This window comes from Neorhizobium huautlense, assembly GCF_030811685.1.
GTDB lineage: Bacteria > Pseudomonadota > Alphaproteobacteria > Rhizobiales > Rhizobiaceae > Neorhizobium > Neorhizobium huautlense_A.
Genome location: NZ_JAUSRF010000002.1, coordinates 345,140 through 363,334, shown reverse-complemented (window position 1 = coordinate 363,334; position 18,195 = coordinate 345,140). Strand labels below are relative to the sequence as shown.

The 18,195-nt window shown below is 60.0% G+C and carries 14 protein-coding genes; 13 read left to right on the top strand and 1 reads right to left on the bottom strand.

Going from position 1 to position 18,195, the window contains the following annotated elements; all coding sequences use genetic code 11:
• Positions 1-70 precede the first annotated feature (70 nt).
• The 6 genes from J2T09_RS04295 to J2T09_RS04270 all read left to right on the top strand — a co-directional run bounded on the left by J2T09_RS04295 (position 71) and on the right by J2T09_RS04270 (position 6,372).
• Complete coding sequence (locus J2T09_RS04295; protein WP_306831449.1) at positions 71-1,990, top strand: hypothetical protein; 1,920 nt, start codon at positions 71-73, stop codon at positions 1,988-1,990.
• A gap of 62 nt (positions 1,991-2,052) precedes the next feature.
• Entirely contained in the window at positions 2,053-3,015 is a 963-nt protein-coding gene (locus J2T09_RS04290) for a hypothetical protein (protein ID WP_306831446.1), read from the top strand.
• Between the two features lie 108 nt (positions 3,016-3,123).
• Positions 3,124-4,035, top strand: a complete 912-nt coding sequence (locus tag J2T09_RS04285) for a LysR family transcriptional regulator (protein WP_306831444.1) — start codon at positions 3,124-3,126, stop codon at positions 4,033-4,035.
• A gap of 10 nt (positions 4,036-4,045) precedes the next feature.
• Positions 4,046-4,705 carry a hypothetical protein gene (locus tag J2T09_RS04280; RefSeq protein WP_306831442.1) on the top strand — a complete coding sequence of 220 codons (660 nt, stop codon included), beginning with the start codon at positions 4,046-4,048 and terminating at the stop codon, positions 4,703-4,705.
• A gap of 240 nt (positions 4,706-4,945) precedes the next feature.
• The gene (locus J2T09_RS04275) at positions 4,946-5,347 is read left to right on the top strand and encodes a DoxX family protein (protein WP_306831440.1); all 402 of its coding nucleotides are present in this window, start codon (positions 4,946-4,948) and stop codon (positions 5,345-5,347) included.
• A 65-nt stretch (positions 5,348-5,412) separates the two neighbouring features.
• Entirely contained in the window at positions 5,413-6,372 is a 960-nt protein-coding gene (locus J2T09_RS04270) for a glutathione S-transferase family protein (protein WP_306831436.1), read from the top strand.
• On the opposite strand, the gene J2T09_RS04265 is transcribed toward J2T09_RS04270, so the two are convergent.
• Entirely contained in the window at positions 6,369-7,529 is a 1,161-nt protein-coding gene (locus J2T09_RS04265; RefSeq protein ID WP_306831434.1) for a GGDEF domain-containing protein, read from the bottom strand. The genes J2T09_RS04270 and J2T09_RS04265 overlap by 4 nt on opposite strands.
• Before the next feature lie 261 nt (positions 7,530-7,790).
• Here J2T09_RS04265 and J2T09_RS04260 point away from each other — a divergent pair, with 261 nt between their 5' ends.
• From J2T09_RS04260 to J2T09_RS04230, 7 genes are all read left to right on the top strand, one after another.
• A complete protein-coding gene (locus J2T09_RS04260) occupies positions 7,791-11,114 on the top strand; it encodes a transglutaminase family protein (RefSeq protein WP_306831432.1) in 3,324 nt (1,107 codons plus the stop codon).
• Between the two features lie 9 nt (positions 11,115-11,123).
• A complete protein-coding gene (locus J2T09_RS04255; RefSeq protein WP_306831430.1) occupies positions 11,124-13,538 on the top strand; it encodes a circularly permuted type 2 ATP-grasp protein in 2,415 nt (804 codons plus the stop codon).
• A gap of 64 nt (positions 13,539-13,602) precedes the next feature.
• A complete protein-coding gene (locus J2T09_RS04250; RefSeq protein ID WP_306831428.1) occupies positions 13,603-14,031 on the top strand; it encodes a PIN domain-containing protein in 429 nt (142 codons plus the stop codon).
• A 5-nt stretch (positions 14,032-14,036) separates the two neighbouring features.
• Positions 14,037-14,315: a hypothetical protein gene (locus tag J2T09_RS04245; RefSeq protein ID WP_306831426.1), complete on the top strand. Its 279-nt coding sequence runs from the start codon at positions 14,037-14,039 to the stop codon at positions 14,313-14,315.
• Positions 14,316-14,358: 43 nt separating this feature from the next.
• Positions 14,359-15,237 (top strand): transglutaminase family protein, encoded by an 879-nt coding sequence (locus tag J2T09_RS04240; protein WP_306831424.1) that lies wholly within the window; start codon positions 14,359-14,361, stop codon positions 15,235-15,237.
• Between the two features lie 114 nt (positions 15,238-15,351).
• Positions 15,352-16,554, top strand: coding sequence for a vWA domain-containing protein (locus J2T09_RS04235; RefSeq protein WP_306831423.1), 1,203 nt, complete (start codon positions 15,352-15,354; stop codon positions 16,552-16,554).
• 256 nt (positions 16,555-16,810) lie between these two features.
• Positions 16,811-18,004: a vWA domain-containing protein gene (locus tag J2T09_RS04230; RefSeq protein ID WP_306831421.1), complete on the top strand. Its 1,194-nt coding sequence runs from the start codon at positions 16,811-16,813 to the stop codon at positions 18,002-18,004.
• Positions 18,005-18,195: the final 191 nt, after the last annotated feature.

Genomic DNA, 18,195 nt, shown 5'->3' with positions numbered 1-18,195 from the left:
CATTTCAAGACGGCGGTCGGTTGCGAGCAGCAAGCGTCCGCCCTTCCCCTTTTCATCGAAAGAGTTTTTGATGCGCCCGCTTCTCGTGTCCCTTTATGCATCCGCCGCACTGCTCGCCGCCTCTGCGGCACATGCCAGCGATGCCGATAATGTCTATTATTCCGGCCGCTTCGCCTGCCATTCGGAAAACTACCTGACCGACTGGAAGATCTCGAAAGATCTGACCGGCAAGATCAAGACCACGGTTTATTACCAGGTTTCCGGCGATAGCTATGTGCGATGGATCGACATGGTCGAGACCAGCACCGCGGATGGCAATGTGCTGGCCGATGAAAAGGGCAATCCCCGATTGGCGGTGGCAGCCGAAGGCAGAACGATCCGCGCCGCATGGCTGAAAGGCGCGCCGGGCCACGAATGCCAGCAATTCACCGTCACGCGCGCAGAAACCCCGCGCGAACGTTTCGACGCCCTGTTCACCGCGCTGGAAACGCCCGCCCCGGACGCTGCTGCCGTCGCGCGCGTGGAAGACCTGTCGAAACAGGTGCCGATCGAATTCACCCTGCCGCAGCTTGACCGGCAGGCCTATATGAAGCGTTATCGGGAAGGCATGGGCAGCTTCTGGAAACGTTATCAGGACAAGGTTGTCGCCGATCTTTCCGCGCTGCCGGTTGCCACGCCCGCAGACCGCACGGTGTTTGCCGAAACCCTCAACACGACCTTCTCCGACAATCTTGCCGGCCTGACCCGCAACGACGATTATCTTTCCGCCGCCCTGAAACTGCTCAGCGCCAGCGCTGACCGCATCGTCGTGGCCGGTGGCCAGCCGGCCAGCGATCTCTACCAGGGCGATGCCACCGAGATGTGCAGCCGCTTCACCGTCCTGCAGGGTGTCAACCAAGGGTTCAATCTGGACAAGCTGGAACTGGCGACCAGCGTGCCTTTCGATTACTGGACACGCGACATCGCCGAACGTTATCTGGCGGCCGCCCCCGCATGCCCGGCCATGCCGGAAGACTATTCAAAGCGGCTCGTGTCGCAATGGCCGAAAATACAGGAGCGGCAGGAGCTGATCGGCGCGCTGCGCAAGGAACAGCAGCGGCTGGCCGCGATGCCGGCCAATGCTGCCACGCTGATTGAGACGAACAACCTGAAGCCAGACCTGAAGGGCATTTCCACAGGCTGGGGACAGTCCGATCTGGTGGCGCGTTTCGTCGAACAGCCGCTCGACATACGCCGTACGGAAGTTTTTGACGGTGCGGTTGCCGAAATCGACACGATTGCCGCCGCCTATACCCCTGACCAGCCCGAGAGCGGCAAGAAGCTGGATGAGGTGTGCAGCGGCCTGCGCGGCCTCTACAGCCTTCCCAACGACCGCACGAAAACCATTCGTGATCGCTGCGAAACGGCGCTGGAAGGCGTCGCGACGAAACAGTCGGCTGCGGCCGTCGAGAAGATCGAGGCCGCCTTCGTCAATGTCGAGCCGGATACGCCGGAGGCCGAAAAGGCCCTGGAACTGTGCCAGACCCTGCCGAGCGACATGCGCCGCAACGCGGCCATGCCGGTCTACCAGCTCTGCCAGACAAAACAGAACGCCCTGCAAAAACGTGCGGCGGACCTGCGTTGCAATGCGGCCCTGACGGCATCGGGCGCCGGTGACGACCTGCTCGACAGCACCATCCTCGTCGCAAAGCTCGGCGGCGACGGCAATGTGAAGGTCCGCGACCTCGTCTGCCAGGTATCGGAACGCAACACCAAGATCACCTTCGAAACCAGCGGCATGCTCATGTGGAAGACCCAGAAGATGCTGATCCATCATGCGCGCGACGAAAAGAAACCGGGTGAACTCGTTCTGGCGCCCCTGGAAGACGGAAAAGCCGACTGGGCGATCACCGTCGAAGACCCGGAAACCAAGTCAGAAATGGAGCAACAGGGCATGACCGCCGACAAGCTCTCCGCCTGCATCACCGGCGCCAGCGGTTGCACGCGCTGAAAACGCGGGATCGGGGGAGCATCACCTTCCCCGACCGACCTTGAGGGACATGGGAGATCGTCATGAGAGCAAAGCTCGGCTTCACCGCACTCGTTCTGGCAGCCAGCCTTGGCAGCTTCGCGCAGGCAGCGGCGCCACATTCCACCTATAGCGAAACGCGCAAATGCCCGGTCGTGGCCGAACGGCCGGACGAGTTCATCCGCGAATGTTCGGGACCGGGCGGCGTTACGGCGATCCTGCATTATGTCGAGGGCAAACTGGGCATATTTTATATGCCGGTCATGAAGGACAAGGATGTGCCGCTCGAACACATGATCGAGCTTTCGACGTCCGCCAGTTATCCCTATGGCGCAAAGCTCGAATGGCGGGTGAATGGCAAGACCGCCTGCGCCGCCGTGCTGCGCACCTATCTTCCTGCGGGTGAAAGGCTCGTCGTGCACGATCTTTCCAACGGAGAGCGACTGGGGCTGGTCAGGACCAACAAGGAGGCACAAACGCTCGCCGACCGCGCCTGCAGCCAGAGGCAGACAAGCCCTGCCCTGACACCGGTCGTTGCAAGTGCCGCCAGCACGCAGACGCCGACAGCCATGCCTGCGCCAGAGGGTGCGCAGAACTTGCAGGAAGCGCTGAGCAAGGGCACGGAACGGTTCGACAAGACCTATATCCAGACCGGCATATCCGGCGTGCAGGATGACGTCACCGAGTGTTACGCGGCACTCAAGCCGCAAGGTCCGCTCGATGCTCTCGCCGAATGCGCCGCACTCGATCTGCGTGCGAAAATGGTGGACCGGGCCATGACCCGCAACATGCCGGATCTCGCCCAGCCCTTTTTCAGCGAACGGCAGGTGCACGGCCGCATCCTCGCCGCAGCCGACCAATTGGCGGGAGGCCAGGCCGCAGCCGGTGCGCTTTTCGCCGAGATAGGGTTGGAAGCGAACATGTCCGGCAGCCAGCCGGAAAACCCGGCACCACGAGGGGAAGACAAGGCGCAGGCGGCATCGTCCGTTTTCGATTTCTCGAAATAGCCGCAGTCAGGCGCAGCAAAACCACAGCCGCCGCTTCAGACACCTTGCAACCAGCCATCACCCATCTACTAAGATGCCCTCCGCAGATATTTCATGAGAAGGGCACGCATGGACAGGCTCGATTGCGACAGGATGTTCGTGGCGGTGGCGGAAAACGGAAGTTTCGCCGCCGCCGCATCCCGTCTCGGCACCAGCACCGGACAGGCGTCCAAACTGGTATCGCGGCTGGAGGCGGAGCTTGGCGTGCAGCTTCTCACCCGCACCACCCGCGCCCTCTCGCTCACCGAAGCCGGGCGCGGCTACCTTGAAGGCATCAAGCCGCTTCTGGAGGATTACGAGGCGCTCGACACCGTCACGCGGCATGCCTCCGGCGCACCTTCGGGAAGGCTCAGGATCAGCGCGCCGATCACATTCGGCACCGCCCAGCTGGCACCGATCTTAATAGACTTTGCCAAACAATACAGCGACATACAGCTGGATGTTAATTTTTCTGATCGAAACGTTAATCTGGTGGATGAAGGTTTTGACGCGGCAATCCGCGTGGGAAAACCGGCCGACAGCAGCCTGATCGCGCGAAAACTCTGCGACAGCCGCGTCGTCGTGGCCGCCTCCCCCGCTTATCTTGCCACCCGCAGCACGCCGAAAACGCCGGCCGAACTGGAAGGCCATGACTGCATCATCGACACCAATTTCCGCGAACCGTTTCGCTGGCAGTTTGCCCGCGACGATGGCGGCACGGATACGGTGATGATGAAGGGACGGCTGCAATTTTCCAACGCCGAGGCCTGCCTTGCCGCCACGCTCGCCGGTTTCGGCATCGCCCGCCTGCCGAGCTTTATCGCCGGCTCATGCCTGCGCGACGGACGATTGACACTGCTGCTTTCCGAGCGTGGTTACGACGATTTTGGCATCTACGCGCTGTATCCGCCGGGGCGGCATCTGGCGCTAAAGGTGCGGGTGCTGGTGGATTTTCTGACCGCGGCGTTCAAGGGGCGGCCGGATTGGGACAAGGGGTGGTAGGAAGGGAAAAATGCGCAAATCAAAAGACATCAAGGAAGATCTGCTTTTATCACTGGCGTCGAAAGCGGATAGCGGATTTCTTGCGAAAGGCTTCAATCGTGCGAGCCGTTCACTTGATTACAAACGAAAGCTTTCGGAAAGCAGTCACTCGCTTTCGCTCAGCGTCAGCTTCAACCCACGCTACGACAATGGAAAAGAAGTCGCTTTTCATCCTTGGATAAGAGTTACGATGCCTGCTGTTGGGAAAGTTCTCGCCGGCCTCATCGACAAGCAGACACATCTTATTGCCGGCAGTGCTGACATGGTCTTGGTGCAGCCAGTCCATTTTGGCGCCCCAAAACCTGAGTATCGCCGGTGGAGCGCTACTGGCGTGTCAGAGATGGAAAATGCGTTGAGCGATATCGCCAGTTTCTTCGAGCAATGGGGGGAACCACTCCTCGGACAATTACAGAATGCTGCAAACTTGCTCGAAATGTACGAAGCGAAGAACACACATTTTATGATAACTCACGACACTTATCTTCGTGCCGCCGCGGCAGCAATTGCCGTTGGAAAGCCGGATAAAGCGATGCAAATTCTAGACGAAAATCTTGGGAAGCCTGGCTTGAGGAAGAAGTATCAAACAATATTTGATGCGGTTGCCAGCTTGAATACGACACCTATTCCCTGATCACATCCGGCCAGGTTTTCCACCTCAATCATCATAACCGCAGCCCGATGAAACTCGCTGATCTCCAGATCGGTCATCAGCACTTGACGTCACGAGGCGGGCCATCCCGTTCCTCCGACCAAGATCTCGCCATTCCTTCCAAATCAGAATCAATCAATCTCATCCCAACCGGATAATCATCACCACGGAACGAGTGCATAACCGGCAACATCATTGCCCCTAACGCAAGGTTTTGCACCCATGACCGACACCCGCACCGCTCCTTACGCCGCCCTCATTCTGCGCCTCAGCCTCGGCATCCTGTTTCTCGCCCATGCCGGCCTGAAGATTTTTGTGTTCACCCCGGCCGGCACGGCTGGTTTCTTCTCTTCGCTCGGCCTGCCGGGCTGGCTTGCCTATGTCACCATCGCATGGGAACTGATTGGCGCCGTCGCGCTCATTCTCGGCGTGCTGCCGCGTCTGGCCGCCCTTGCCATGATTCCGGTCCTGCTCGGCGCCATCTTCACCGTGCATGGCCCGGCCGGTTTCTTCTTCACCAACGAAAATGGCGGCTGGGAATTTCTGGGTTTCTGGATCGTCGGCCTTCTGGCTCTGGCGCTGATCGGCGATGGTCCTTACGCGCTGCGTCCGACAAAGCGGTAAACGACAACAGGCAGGATATCCCGTGATATCCTGCCGCTCCCCGACCGGAAGACAGGAACAGAAACATGCTCGTGGATGGAAAATGGACAGCCGAATGGCACCCGGTTCAGGCAACCGATGCCAAGGGCGGTTTCGTGCGGCAGGTCTCCGGTTTCCGCCACTGGGTAACGCCGGATGGTTCAGCCGGCCCGACGGGTGATGCCGGTTTCAAGGCGGAAAAGGACCGTTACCATCTTTATGTCGCGCATATCTGCCCCTGGGCCTCGCGCACGCTGATCGGCCGCAAGCTGAAAAAGCTGGAAGACGTCATTTCCGTATCCGTCGTCGAGCCAAAACTTTCGGATGAAGGCTGGCGGTTCGGCACCTGGCCGGGTGCAGACACCGACACGCTGAACGGCGCCACCTACATGCACCAGATTTATACCATGGCCGATCCGCATTATACCGGCCGCGCCACGGTTCCGGTGCTGTGGGACAAGCAGACAAAAACGATCGTCAACAACGAATCCGCCGACATTCTGAAAATGCTCAACAGCGGTTTTGGCGCGCTGGCGGATGACACGATCGATCTTTACCCGGCCGATATCGCCGCCGAGATCGATACGCTGGCCGAAGCCTTTTATCCGAAGCTGAACAACGGCGTTTACCGCGCCGGTTTCGCCACCACGCAGGGCGCTTATGAAGAAGCCTTTGCCGACGTCTTCTCCATGCTCGACACGCTGGAAGCGCGGCTTGCCGATGGCAGAAACTTCCTGTTCGGCGATCGGGTAACGGCCGCCGATGTGCGGCTGTTCGTGACGCTGATCCGGTTCGATGCCGCCTATCACGGCATCTTCAAGTGCAACCTGCGCCGCATCGCCGATTATCCGTCCTTGCAGGCCTATACGCTGCGGGTTCTGGCGCTGCCGGGCGTGCGCGAAACGGTCGATATCGACCATATCAAGCAGGGTTATTATTCGATCAAGGCGCTCAATCCGAACGGCATCGTGCCGGTCGGGCCGTTCATTCCGGGCGTGACGAATTAAACTGCGCGTGCCAGTTCCGGCTGCGGCTCCAGTGTCACGGCGTTGCGGCCGGCCTTCTTGGAGCGATAAAGGGCGCTATCGGCGCGACCAAGCGTTGCTTCGAAGGTTTCGCCATCACCGACCAGAGCGATGCCGAAACTGGCGGTGACGGCATCCGCCGAAGCGATGCCGCTCAGCGCCGCCGGCACGCCCTCGCGCAAATCTTCCACCAGCGCCACCGCCTCGTGGATTTCCCGCCCCGGCAAGACCATGGCGAATTCCTCGCCACCGATCCGAGCCACCAGATCGCCCTTGCGGCCGGCCGAATGCAGATGCGCGGCAAAAGCGCGGATCACCGCATCGCCGGCGGCATGGCCAAGCCGGTCGTTGATCGATTTGAAATGGTCGATATCCGCCAGCACCACGACCAGCGGACGGCGGACGGCGCGACCGGAGGCAAAAACCGGCGCCACCTGCTGTTCCAGCCCGCGCCGGTTCAACAGCCCGGTCAGCGGATCAGCGATTGCCTGACGCCGCAGGTCTTCGGCCAGATCTGCGGCAACGATCAACAGGGTCAGAAGGCCGGTGGCAATCATGCCGGTCGGCGTGCCGATGGAAAGAACCGCAAAAAACATCGGCCCACCGATCAAACCGCCATCACGCGCCAGCCAGGCGGCGATGGCAACGCTGCAGATATAGGCGCCGTAACCTGCAAACAGAAAACGCAGCGCCAGAGCCCGGCGGCTTGTGGCCCTGATGGTGACGATGATGATGCCGACCATGGCGGCATCGCCGGCGGCGGTGATGATGCGGTTCAGCATCCGCCCTTCGGCCCCGCCGATGATGAAATAGCAATACAGCAGCGCCGCTGTCGCCACGCCCCAGCAGGCAAATGTCAGGTGGTTGTCGCGCGCCGCACGCAGCCGAAAACCCCAGGCGAGGAAAGCGAAACTGGCAACCGAAGCATGGCAGGCCAGCATGGCCAGCAGATCGCTATGGCCCGACAGCGGCCCGCCGACGATGCGCACGCCATGGCCGATGGCCGCCGCCATGAAGGAAAAGGCCCAGATCAGCGCATGGGTTCTGCGCGCGAACTGCCACCAGGCAACGAACAATGCAAAGCCGATCAGCAGGCTCGCAATGGCGAGGCTGGAGGACGTGATGAGAGCTGACAACATGGCGCTTACGTAAAGCTTTACTCATAAAGAAAAAATTACGGGACGGAAAAAAGCACGGGTTATCCCCCGTTCATGCCGACAAACCGGGGCCAAGACGCGTTCCACCCTCCGCATTGCGACTTTGACAAAAGCCGGTTGCATGCATCCGAAACCGCCTTGCAATCTTTCCCCGCATTGCACAAACTCGCGTCAACGAACATGCGACCGGCCCATTTCACGAGGCTGGGCAAGGGGCGCCCGCAAAGGGCTTTAAGGGGAACGATGTCGATCAAGGCAAGCGTCTACCATCTCACCCATTATATCTACGATAAGCCGGTCCGGCTGGGCCCGCAGATCATCCGGCTCAAACCCGCCGCCCATTCCCGCACCAAGGTTCTGTCGCATTCGCTGAAAGTGAGCCCTGAAAACCACTTCGTGAACCTGCAGCAGGATCCTTACGGCAATTATCTCGCCCGTTTCGTTTTTCCCGACCCCGTCACCGAGTTGAAGATCGAGGTCGATCTGATTGCCGACATGACGGTCTACAATCCCTTCGATTTCTTCGTCGAGGAAGAAGCGACGAAATGGCCGTTCCGCTATCCGCAAGAATTGGCCGAAGACCTGTCGATCTACATGATACCGGAACCGCCCGGCCCGGCCTTGATCGATTACCTGAAGGAACTGGACCTTTCCCCCGAGCAGCCGACCGTGGACATGGTGGTCGGCATCAATGCCCGCCTGCAGCAGGCGATCGGTTATGTCATCCGCATGGAACCGGGTGTGCAGACGCCGGAAGAGACCCTGCTGTCGGCCATCGGTTCCTGTCGCGATACCTCGTGGCTGCTGGTGCAGATCCTGCGCAATCTCGGCTTCGCCACCCGTTTCGTGTCCGGTTACCTGATCCAGCTGACGCCGGACCTGAAGGCGCTCGACGGCCCTTCCGGCACGGAAGTAGATTTCACCGACCTGCATGCCTGGGCGGAAGTTTATCTTCCCGGCGCGGGCTGGATCGGCCTCGACCCGACCTCCGGTCTTCTGACCGGTGAAAGCCACATCCCGCTCGCCGCCACCCCGCATTACAGCAATGCCGCGCCGATTTCCGGCGGGTATTTTGGCGAGGCGAATACGTCCTTCGATTTCGCCATGAACGTCACGCGCGTCGCCGAACATCCGCGCATCACCAAGCCGTTTTCCGATGAAAGCTGGGAGGCGCTCAACGCACTCGGCGAAAAGGTGGACCGCGAGCTTGCCGCGGGCGATGTGCGCCTCACCATGGGCGGCGAACCGACGTTTGTCTCGATCGACGATTTCGAATCCGACGAATGGAACACAGCCGCTGTCGGCCCGACCAAGCGCGAAAAGGCCGATATCCTGATCCGACGCTTGCGCGACCGTTTTGCGCCGGGCGGTTTCCTGCATTACGGCCAGGGCAAATGGTATCCCGGCGAAAGCCTGCCGCGCTGGACCTTTTCGCTCTACTGGCGCCGCGATGGCCTGTCCGTCTGGAACGATCCATCACTGATTGCCGGCGAAGGCCGCAATTATCAGGTGAGCGAAGACGATGCCAGCCGGCTGCTGAGCGCGATTGCCGATGAACTCGATATCGATCCGGATTTCGTCGCCCCCGCTTTCGAGGATCCCGGCGAGTGGCTTCTGAAAGAGGCAAACCTCCCCGACAATGTCGACCCGGCAAACTCCAAGCTGGAAGACCCGGAGGAGCGCAACCGCATGGCCCGCGTTTTCGAACGCGGCCTGACAAAACCAACCGGTTACGTTCTGCCCGTTCAAGCCTGGAATGCGCGCGCCGGCGGCCGCATCTGGCAATCGGAAAAATGGTCGACACGACGCGGCCGTATCTTTCTGGTGCCCGGTGACAGCCCCGTCGGATATCGCCTGCCGCTCGGGTCGCTGCCCTACATCCCGCCAGCGCAATACCCTTACATCAACCCGATGGACCCGACGGTCGAGCGCGAAGAATTGCCGGATTTCGCCAAGGATGCCGGTCGCGCCCAGCAGACGGCGAGTTTTCAGGCGTTTTCGCCGGATCAGCAGCCGCAGCAACGCAACGATGCCGAGATCGGCGGTCATGTGCGCACCGCCATCTCCGTCGAACCGCGCGACGGGCGCCTCTGCGTGTTCATGCCGCCGACCGTTTCGGTCGAAGAGTATCTCGACCTGATCGCATCCGCCGAACGCGCCGCCGCCTCGCTCGACCTACCCGTCCATATCGAAGGGTATGCGCCGCCGCAGGACGAACGCATCAACGTCATCCGTGTCGCACCCGATCCCGGTGTCATCGAGGTCAATATCCATCCGGCCTCCAGCTGGCAGGAAACCGTCGATATCACCACCGCCATCTACGAAGAGGCCCGCCAGAGCCGCCTCGGTGCCGACAAGTTCATGATCGATGGCCGCCATACCGGCACCGGCGGCGGCAACCATGTGGTGGTCGGCGGCGCCAACCCGAATGACAGCCCTTTCCTGCGCCGGCCGGACCTTCTGAAAAGCCTCGTCCTGCACTGGCAGCGCCACCCTTCCCTCTCCTACCTGTTTTCCGGCCTGTTCATCGGCCCGACCAGCCAGGCGCCGCGCATCGACGAGGCCCGCCACGACTCACTCTACGAGCTGGAAATCGCCATGGCGCAGGTGCCCGCCCCCGGTCAGGGGCAAGCGCCTTTGCCCTGGCTGGTGGATCGCCTGTTCCGCAACCTCCTGACCGATGTGACCGGCAATACCCACCGTTCGGAAATCTGCATCGACAAGCTGTTTTCACCGGATGGCCCGACCGGACGCCTCGGCCTCGTGGAATTCCGTGGTTTCGAAATGCCGCCGAATGCCCGCATGTCGCTCGCCCAGCAGCTTCTGGTGCGCGCCCTCATCGCCCGCTTCTGGAAAAATCCGGCACAGGGCGGTTTCGTGCGCTGGGGCACGGCATTGGCCGATCGGTTCATGCTGCCCACTCATGTCTGGGCCGATTTCATGGATGTGCTGCGCGACCTGCGCGACAACGGTTTCGACCTGCGCCCCGAATGGTTCGAGGCGCAGCTGGAATTCCGTTTCCCCTTCTTCGGCGAGGTGGAGCATGAAGGCGCCAAGCTGGAACTGCGACAGGCGCTGGAGCCATGGCATGTGATGGGCGAACAGGGCGCGATCGGCGGCACCGTGCGTTATGTCGACAGCTCCGTCGAACGCCTGCAGGTAAAGCTCGAAACATCAAACCCCGAACGTTACACCGTTGCCTGCAATGGCCGGGCGGTGCCGCTGAAGGCCACCGGAACCTCCGGCGTGTCTGTTGCGGGCGTGCGCTTCAAGGCATGGCAGCCGGCCTCGGGCCTGCACCCGGTTCTGCCGGTTAACACACCTCTTACATTCGACATCTATGATAGATGGTCTGGCCGATCGATCGGCGGCTGCAGATATCATGTTGCCCATCCGGGCGGGCGCAATTATGAAACCTTCCCGGTCAACGGCAACGAGGCGGAAGCACGTCGGCTCGCGCGGTTCGAACCTTGGGGGCACACGGCCGGAAACTATACGTTGATGGCCGAAACGCCCTCGCCCGAATTTCCGCTGACGCTCGATCTGCGCCGGCCACTTGGAGCATGACGAAGCCTTATGTCCACCGGACCGGCAGCCGAACGTTTGACTGACGATGCGCGCGCAAAAGAACCGACCCTCGGTTATGCGGCGCTGCCCGGCGTCGCCGACGAGATGCTGGACGCACACGGCAATATCAGGCCGGTCTGGCGCAAGCTGATCGCCCATCTCGAACGCCTGCCGGTGCGCGAACTGAACGAACGTTTCGCCCGCGCCGACCGTTACCTGCGTGATGCCGGCGTGTTCTACCGGACCTATGACAACAGGGACAATGGCGAGCGCAGCTGGCCGATCAGCCATGTGCCGGTCATGATCGACGAGCGCGAATGGGAAGCGATTTCGCGCGGTCTGGTGCAGCGCGCCGATCTGCTCGAAGCACTGCTGGCCGATATCTATGGCGATAACCGGCTGGTACAGGACGGCATCCTGCCGCCGCAGCTGATCGCCAACAATCCGGAATTTTTGCGCCCGCTCGTCGGTGTCAAACCGGTCGGCGGCCATTACCTGCATTTCTGTTCCTTCGAGATCGGCCGCGGGCCTGACGGCAACTGGTGGGTTCTGGCCGACCGCACGCAGGCGCCATCCGGTGCCGGTTTCGCGCTGGAAAACCGCGTCGCCACCACCCGCGCCTTTTCCGATCTTTATGCCGAAAGCCATGTGCATCGGCTGGCCTCGTTTTTCGGCGCCTTCCGCGATGCGCTGCAGGGCCACCGGCACAACCCTGATGACCGCATCGCCGTCCTTTCCCCCGGCCCGGCCAACGAGACCTATTTCGAACACGCCTATATCGCCCGTTACCTCGGTTTCATGCTGCTCGAAGGCGAAGACCTGACGGTGGTCAACAACCGCGTCATGGTGCGCACCGTGGCGGGCCTGAAACCCATCGGCGTGCTCTGGCGCCGCCTTGATGCCTCCTATGCCGACCCGCTGGAACTCGACCAGAATTCGCATATCGGCACGCCGGGCATGGTGCAGGCGCTGCGCTCAGGTTCGATGACGCTGGTCAACGCGCTCGGCTCCGGCATTCTCGAAACCCGCGCGCTGATGGCCTTCATGCCGACCGTCTGCCGCAGCCTGCTCGGCGAAGAGCCGCTGATGCCCTCGGTTGCCACATGGTGGTGCGGCCAGAAGGCCGAGCGCGAGCACGTGGCGAAAAACATCGACCGTATGGTGATCGGCCCGGCCTATTCCCGCCAGCCCTTTTTCGAGGACAATGGCCAGTCGAAACACGGCACCGCCTGGAGCAAGGTCAAGCAAGGGTCGCTGAACACGTGGCTTGCCAATGACGGTGCAAATTTCGTCGGGCAGGAAGTCGTCACCCTTTCCACCACGCCTGTTTATGTGGGTGGCAAGCTGACGCCACGCCCGATGTCGCTGCGCATCTTTGCCGCCCGCACCGAAAAGGGCTGGCAGATCATGCCGGGCGGTTTTGCCCGCATCGGCTCGGGCGATGACGTGACGGCGATCGCCATGCAATCCGGCGGTTCGGCCGCCGACGTCTGGATCGTCTCCGACAAGCCGGTGCCGAAACCAACGCTTCTGCCGCCGGAAGAAAGCTTTACCCGCAACATGCCGGGTTCGCTGCCGAGCCGCGCCGCCGACAATCTCTATTGGCTCGGCCGTTATATCGAACGCGCCGAAGGGGCCTTGCGCATCCTGCGCGCCTGGAACGTGCGTTACGCTGAATCCGCCGATCCGAATGCGCCACTACTGGCCGATGTCACCCGCTACATGAAGGGGCTGGATATCGACATGCCAAAGGAGGCCATTCCGGCCACCCTGATCCGCAATCTCGACAGCGCCATCTATTCCGCCAGCAACATTCGCGACCGCTTTTCGCCGGATGGCTGGCTGGCGCTGACCGACCTTGCCAAGACGGCAAAACGCTTCCACGAAGTGGTCAAGCCGGGTGACGATGCGGCGCATGCCACCACCATTCTGCTGCGCAAGCTCGCAGGGTTCGCCGGTCTGGTGCATGAAAACATGTACCGTTTTACCGGCTGGCGTTTCCTGTCGATCGGCCGCCATCTGGAACGCGGCCTGCACATGTCCGGCCTGCTCGGCCACATGTCCGGCGCCGACGCACCTGATGGTGCGCTCGACATGCTGCTCGAAATCGGCGACAGCGTCATGACCCACCGCCGCCGCTACAATGTCGCGACCGCACGCCTCACCATCAACGACCTTCTGGGCCTCGATCAGCTCAATCCGCGCTCGATCCTGTTTCAGCTGCACGAGATCCGCAACGAGGTGGAACAGCTGCCCAATGCCAAGCTGAACGGTCAGATGTCACCCTTCCTGCGCGAGGCGACCCGCCTCTATTCCGGCCTTGCGGTGATGACGCCGGAAGCTATGGATGGCGACGTCTACAAACGGCTGGAAGCGGATCTCGAAAAACTGTCCGACATTCTCGGCCAGACCTATCTGCATTGAGGTTCAGTCAGCCGGCCCCATCGGCAGCTTGACGTGACATCACATACGATATCATGTTAACGTCATGATCGTTGTTGACGCAAACGTTCTGCTTTCGGCCATGCGCTCATCGCAAGGAGCGTCGCATTTGCTATTGCGGGAGATGCTTGCTGGAAAAATTCCCTTTGCCGTGTCGCCGCCTGTGGCCTTCGAATACGAAGACCTGTTGAAGCGAGACGGTATTTTCGGTGACGAACCGTGGATCACCCCGGACGAGATCGACACTGTGCTGGATGCACTCTTCAGCCAGGCTCACCTCGTTTCCCCATGGTTCCGGTTCAGGCCGTTTCTGAGCGATCCGAAAGATGACATCTACATCGAATGCGCTTTGACAGCCGGGGCGACATTCATCGTGACGCATGACAGACATTTCCGACATCCAAGCGTGAGTGCATTCGGGATATCGGTCCCGACGCCCGCAGATTTTCTAGCCGAATTCAAGAGAAGGAGATAACCGAGATGAGTACCTACCCTCTCAGAATTGCAGATCATGTCATGGAAGAAGCAAGGCGCGCAGCAGCGGAGGACAACGTATCGTTGAACCAGTTGCTTGCAGCTTTCATCGCTGACGGGATCGGTCACAGGCGCGCCATACTGAGCCTGAAGGAACGCGCAGCGCGCGGCAATATCGAGGCGGCGATTTCAATCCTTGACCGTGTACCCGATATCGCCGCCGAGCCGGGCGATGAACCGGTCAAGGCGCAAACACCCTCTGGCGCCCGTGCGTCTCGTTCATGATAACGAAACCCCCATCTTTCTGCCCTCAAGGAGAGATACCGGCATGCTCTACGATCTCTCCCTGCATATGGGCTACGTGTATGACGTGCCGGCATCCGGCGCGCGCCATGTCATCCGCGTGCTGCCGCTATCCCTGCCCGACCGCCAGCGGCTGATCGCCGGTTCGGTCACGGTCACGCCCAAGGCCGAGGAAAAAACGAGCTTTATCGATTTTTTCGGCCAGCAGGCCACCTCGATCTTTCTGCGCAGCCCGCATGAGAGGCTGGATATCCGCATGCAGGCCCGCGTCTCGGTCGAAACCCCGGCCATCACCGCCGATCTTTCCCCAACACTGGACGTGTTGCGCGAGGAACTGGCGGACCTTCGATCCATCGACGCCGCCTCCCCCCATCACCTGACGGGGACAAGCCCGCGCCTGCGTGAAAACCCGCTGATATCGGCCTATGCGCGCGAGGCCGTGAAGCCCGGCCAGACAGTACGAGAAATTGCCACCGCGCTCTGCCGCCGCATCCACAAGGACTTCACATACGACCCCGAAGCGACCTCGGTGGATACGACACCGGGCGAAGCCTTCGACATGAAACGCGGCGTCTGCCAGGATTTTGCGCATATCATGATCGTGGCACTACGCAGCCTCGGCATTCCGGCCGGTTATGTCTCCGGTTTCCTGCGCACCATTCCGCCGCCGGGCAAGGAAAGGCTGGAGGGCGCCGATGCCATGCATGCCTGGGTGCGGGTCTGGTGCGGTGAAACGACCGGTTATGTCGAGCTCGACCCCACCAACAATATCCCCGCCGGCAGCGACCATATCGTGGTCGGTTACGGCCGTGATTATTCCGATATCGCCCCGGTGATCGGCGTCCTGAAAACCTATGGCAGCCATCAGACGGTGCAATCGGTGGATGTCATACCGCTGAAATAGACGATTTTGTATCGGATTCGGCAAAATCCATAAAATGCTGCGGAATGCTTTAACCGCTCGCCAACGATTGCCGCCGTATGCACGTTATAGGGGAATATAGCGGGTGGGATTGCAATGGACATCGCAGGTAGCATTTCGCGTTTCATTCATGATCGCGCCGGCAACTTTGGAATGATAACGGCAATTCTGGCGCCGGTCCTTCTCGGCGTCGCAGGCATTTCCATCGATATCACCCGCGCCGTGCAGATCCGGGCCGAGATGCAGGCGGTCGCCGATGCCGCGGTGCTGGCCGCAGCGACATCGCTTTCGAACAAGGATGACTTTACCGAAGCAAAGGCGAAGGAACTCGTCAAAACCTTCTATGCCAGCCAGATCATCCAGATCTACAAGATCGGAAAGGAAACGGACGAGCAGCTTCTCGCCCAGGTCAAGGCCATCAAGGATGCGACCAATGTCACGGTCCTCACGAAGCCGAACGGCGCCAAGGGCAAGCTCTACGACGTGATCATCGACTCGAGCTACGTCATGCCGGTCAATTCGCTGACCGCTCTTGTCACCGGCCCATCCATCACGCTTGGCACCAGGAGCGCATCCTACAGCGCCACCGAAAGCCAGAACGCCCTGTCGATGTTCCTCATCCTCGATCAGTCCGGCTCCATGGGCTACAACACCAATACCGTGGAATGCATCAGGAACAACTATTACGGAAATTGCGCCGCTTACGGCTACGTCAAGAAAATGGACGCCCTGAAAAGCGCCGTGGCCAGCCTCCTGCAGGTCATCGAGGAAGCCGATCCGGAACATATATACGCACGCCTTGGCGCCGTTTCATACAACGAAAAGATGCAGTCGCCGACGGGCATGGCCTGGGGCACCAGTGCTGTCGAAAAATATACCAAGGCCCTCAATGCAAATGGCTGGACTAATTCCGGCGAGGCAACGGCATTGGCTTATAATACACTTGCCCCCACCGGGGCCAACTCCGAAAACGCGTTTCACAAGGCGAAGAACGACCAGACGCCCAGCAAGTTCATCATCCTCATGACCGATGGAAAGAACGAAAACGGCAACGGCGCCTTGCTGAGTGCCGACAACAAGACAAAGGCCGCCTGCGATCTGGCCCGCAAGGACAGCAGCAACAGGATCATCGTCTATTCCGTCGCCTTCATGGCGCCGCCGGAGGGTCAGAACCTTCTGAAATATTGTGCAACGACATCGTCCCACTATTTCAACGCCGACAATTCGGCCGAACTCATCGCGGCTTTCAAGGCGATCGGCCAGGAAGCAGCAAAGGGAATGACACGTCTTACGCAATGAGAGATGACGGCAGACCGAACCCATAAATCCTGCCGTTTTATTCGAAATACAGCCCGGACAGGTCGCCCACCTGTCCTAAATAGGACCGATTTTTCCCATTTTCGTCAGGTGACTAAAATGCAATGAAATAATTTAGCCTCCCATCTACGCATTGCCGATAAACCCGCATCCATGGGTTCCAATGGATTGGGCTGGGGCAATGATATTCTCGCATTCTTTCACGCGTCTTCTCAAAGACCGCGGTGGTAACTTCGGCATGATGACCGCGATCCTTGCGCCGCTGGCGCTCGGCTCCGCCGGTATCGCCATCGATCTTACCCGCGCATTTCAGACCAAGACCGAAATGCAGTCGCTGGCCGATTCGGCAGCGCTTGCAGCGGCTTCCATGCTGTCGGAAAAGGACGTCTCCCAAGCGGAGGCAATCGAACGCGCAAAAAATCTCTACGCCGCGCAGATGGTCAACTATCTGAAGACCGGCAAGGAGAGCGACACTGAAATCGCAGCAATGGTTGCCGCACAAAAGGCAGCCTTGACGGTCACCGTCACGGAAAAGGCCAATGGCTCGCGCGGCAAGGCCTTCACGGTCGCGGTGTCTGCGAAACAGGACATGTCGGTCAACGCCATGACGGGTCTGGTCACCGGCAACTCGATGAAACTTGCTTCTGGAAGCACGGCCACGAGCGCGTCGGAATCGACGACTGGTATCTCGATGTATCTTGCACTTGACCGTTCCGGCTCGATGGCATGGATTACCGATACCAAGGATAAGAACAACAGCCGATGCGACAACTATACGGAGCAGTACTGGCCGAACGTAGCGTTTAAATCGCCTTGCTACATCAGCAAAATTCAGGCGTTGAAAACGGCCGCCAACGCCATGTTCAGCTCCCTGAACGCGCTCGACAAAAACTCGAACCTCGTTCGCGTTGGCGCCGTTTCCTATACACACAATACGCAGTCGCCCTCCACCATTGGATGGGGTACGAGTAAAGCAGCCAATTATATCAATGCGTTGCCACAAAAGCCCGTAGACGGAACAGATGCCAATGGCGCCATGACCATCGCATTTAACGCCCTCAAAAGCGAGGATCCGTCAGAACCTGGCGTTCGTAACAAGGACACCGAGGCAAAGATACAAAAGGACAAGGGCAACGATGACGTCAACCGCTACATCGTCCTCATGACCGATGGTAAAATGACCGGTAATAGCGCAGCGACCAACTGGAGTCTTGATCGAGGCGTTCGCCAAAAATGTGCGGATGCAAAGGCTGATGGCATCAAGATTTTCACGGTTGCCTTCATGGCTCCGCAAGAAGGTAGAAACCTGCTGACAGAATGCGCCAGCGACAGCAGCTACTATTATGAGCCGGAAAATATGGAAGATCTGGTCAAGGCTTTCGGCGAAATCGCCGAAAAGGCCGCCAAGGCGACGACCCGCCTGACCAACTGATCCTTCGCGATCACCGCGCTACCAATGACAAGCCCTCGCTGCCCGCAGCGGGGGCTTTGTTATTTCTGGCAAATTTCCAATCATGACCTTGTCGAATGAAGCCGCTCGCCGATATTGCCAGTCCATCATAAGAATGCATAAACTGTGGCTTACTGCATGCCAGACGACTGAATCGGACGACCCTCCCATCC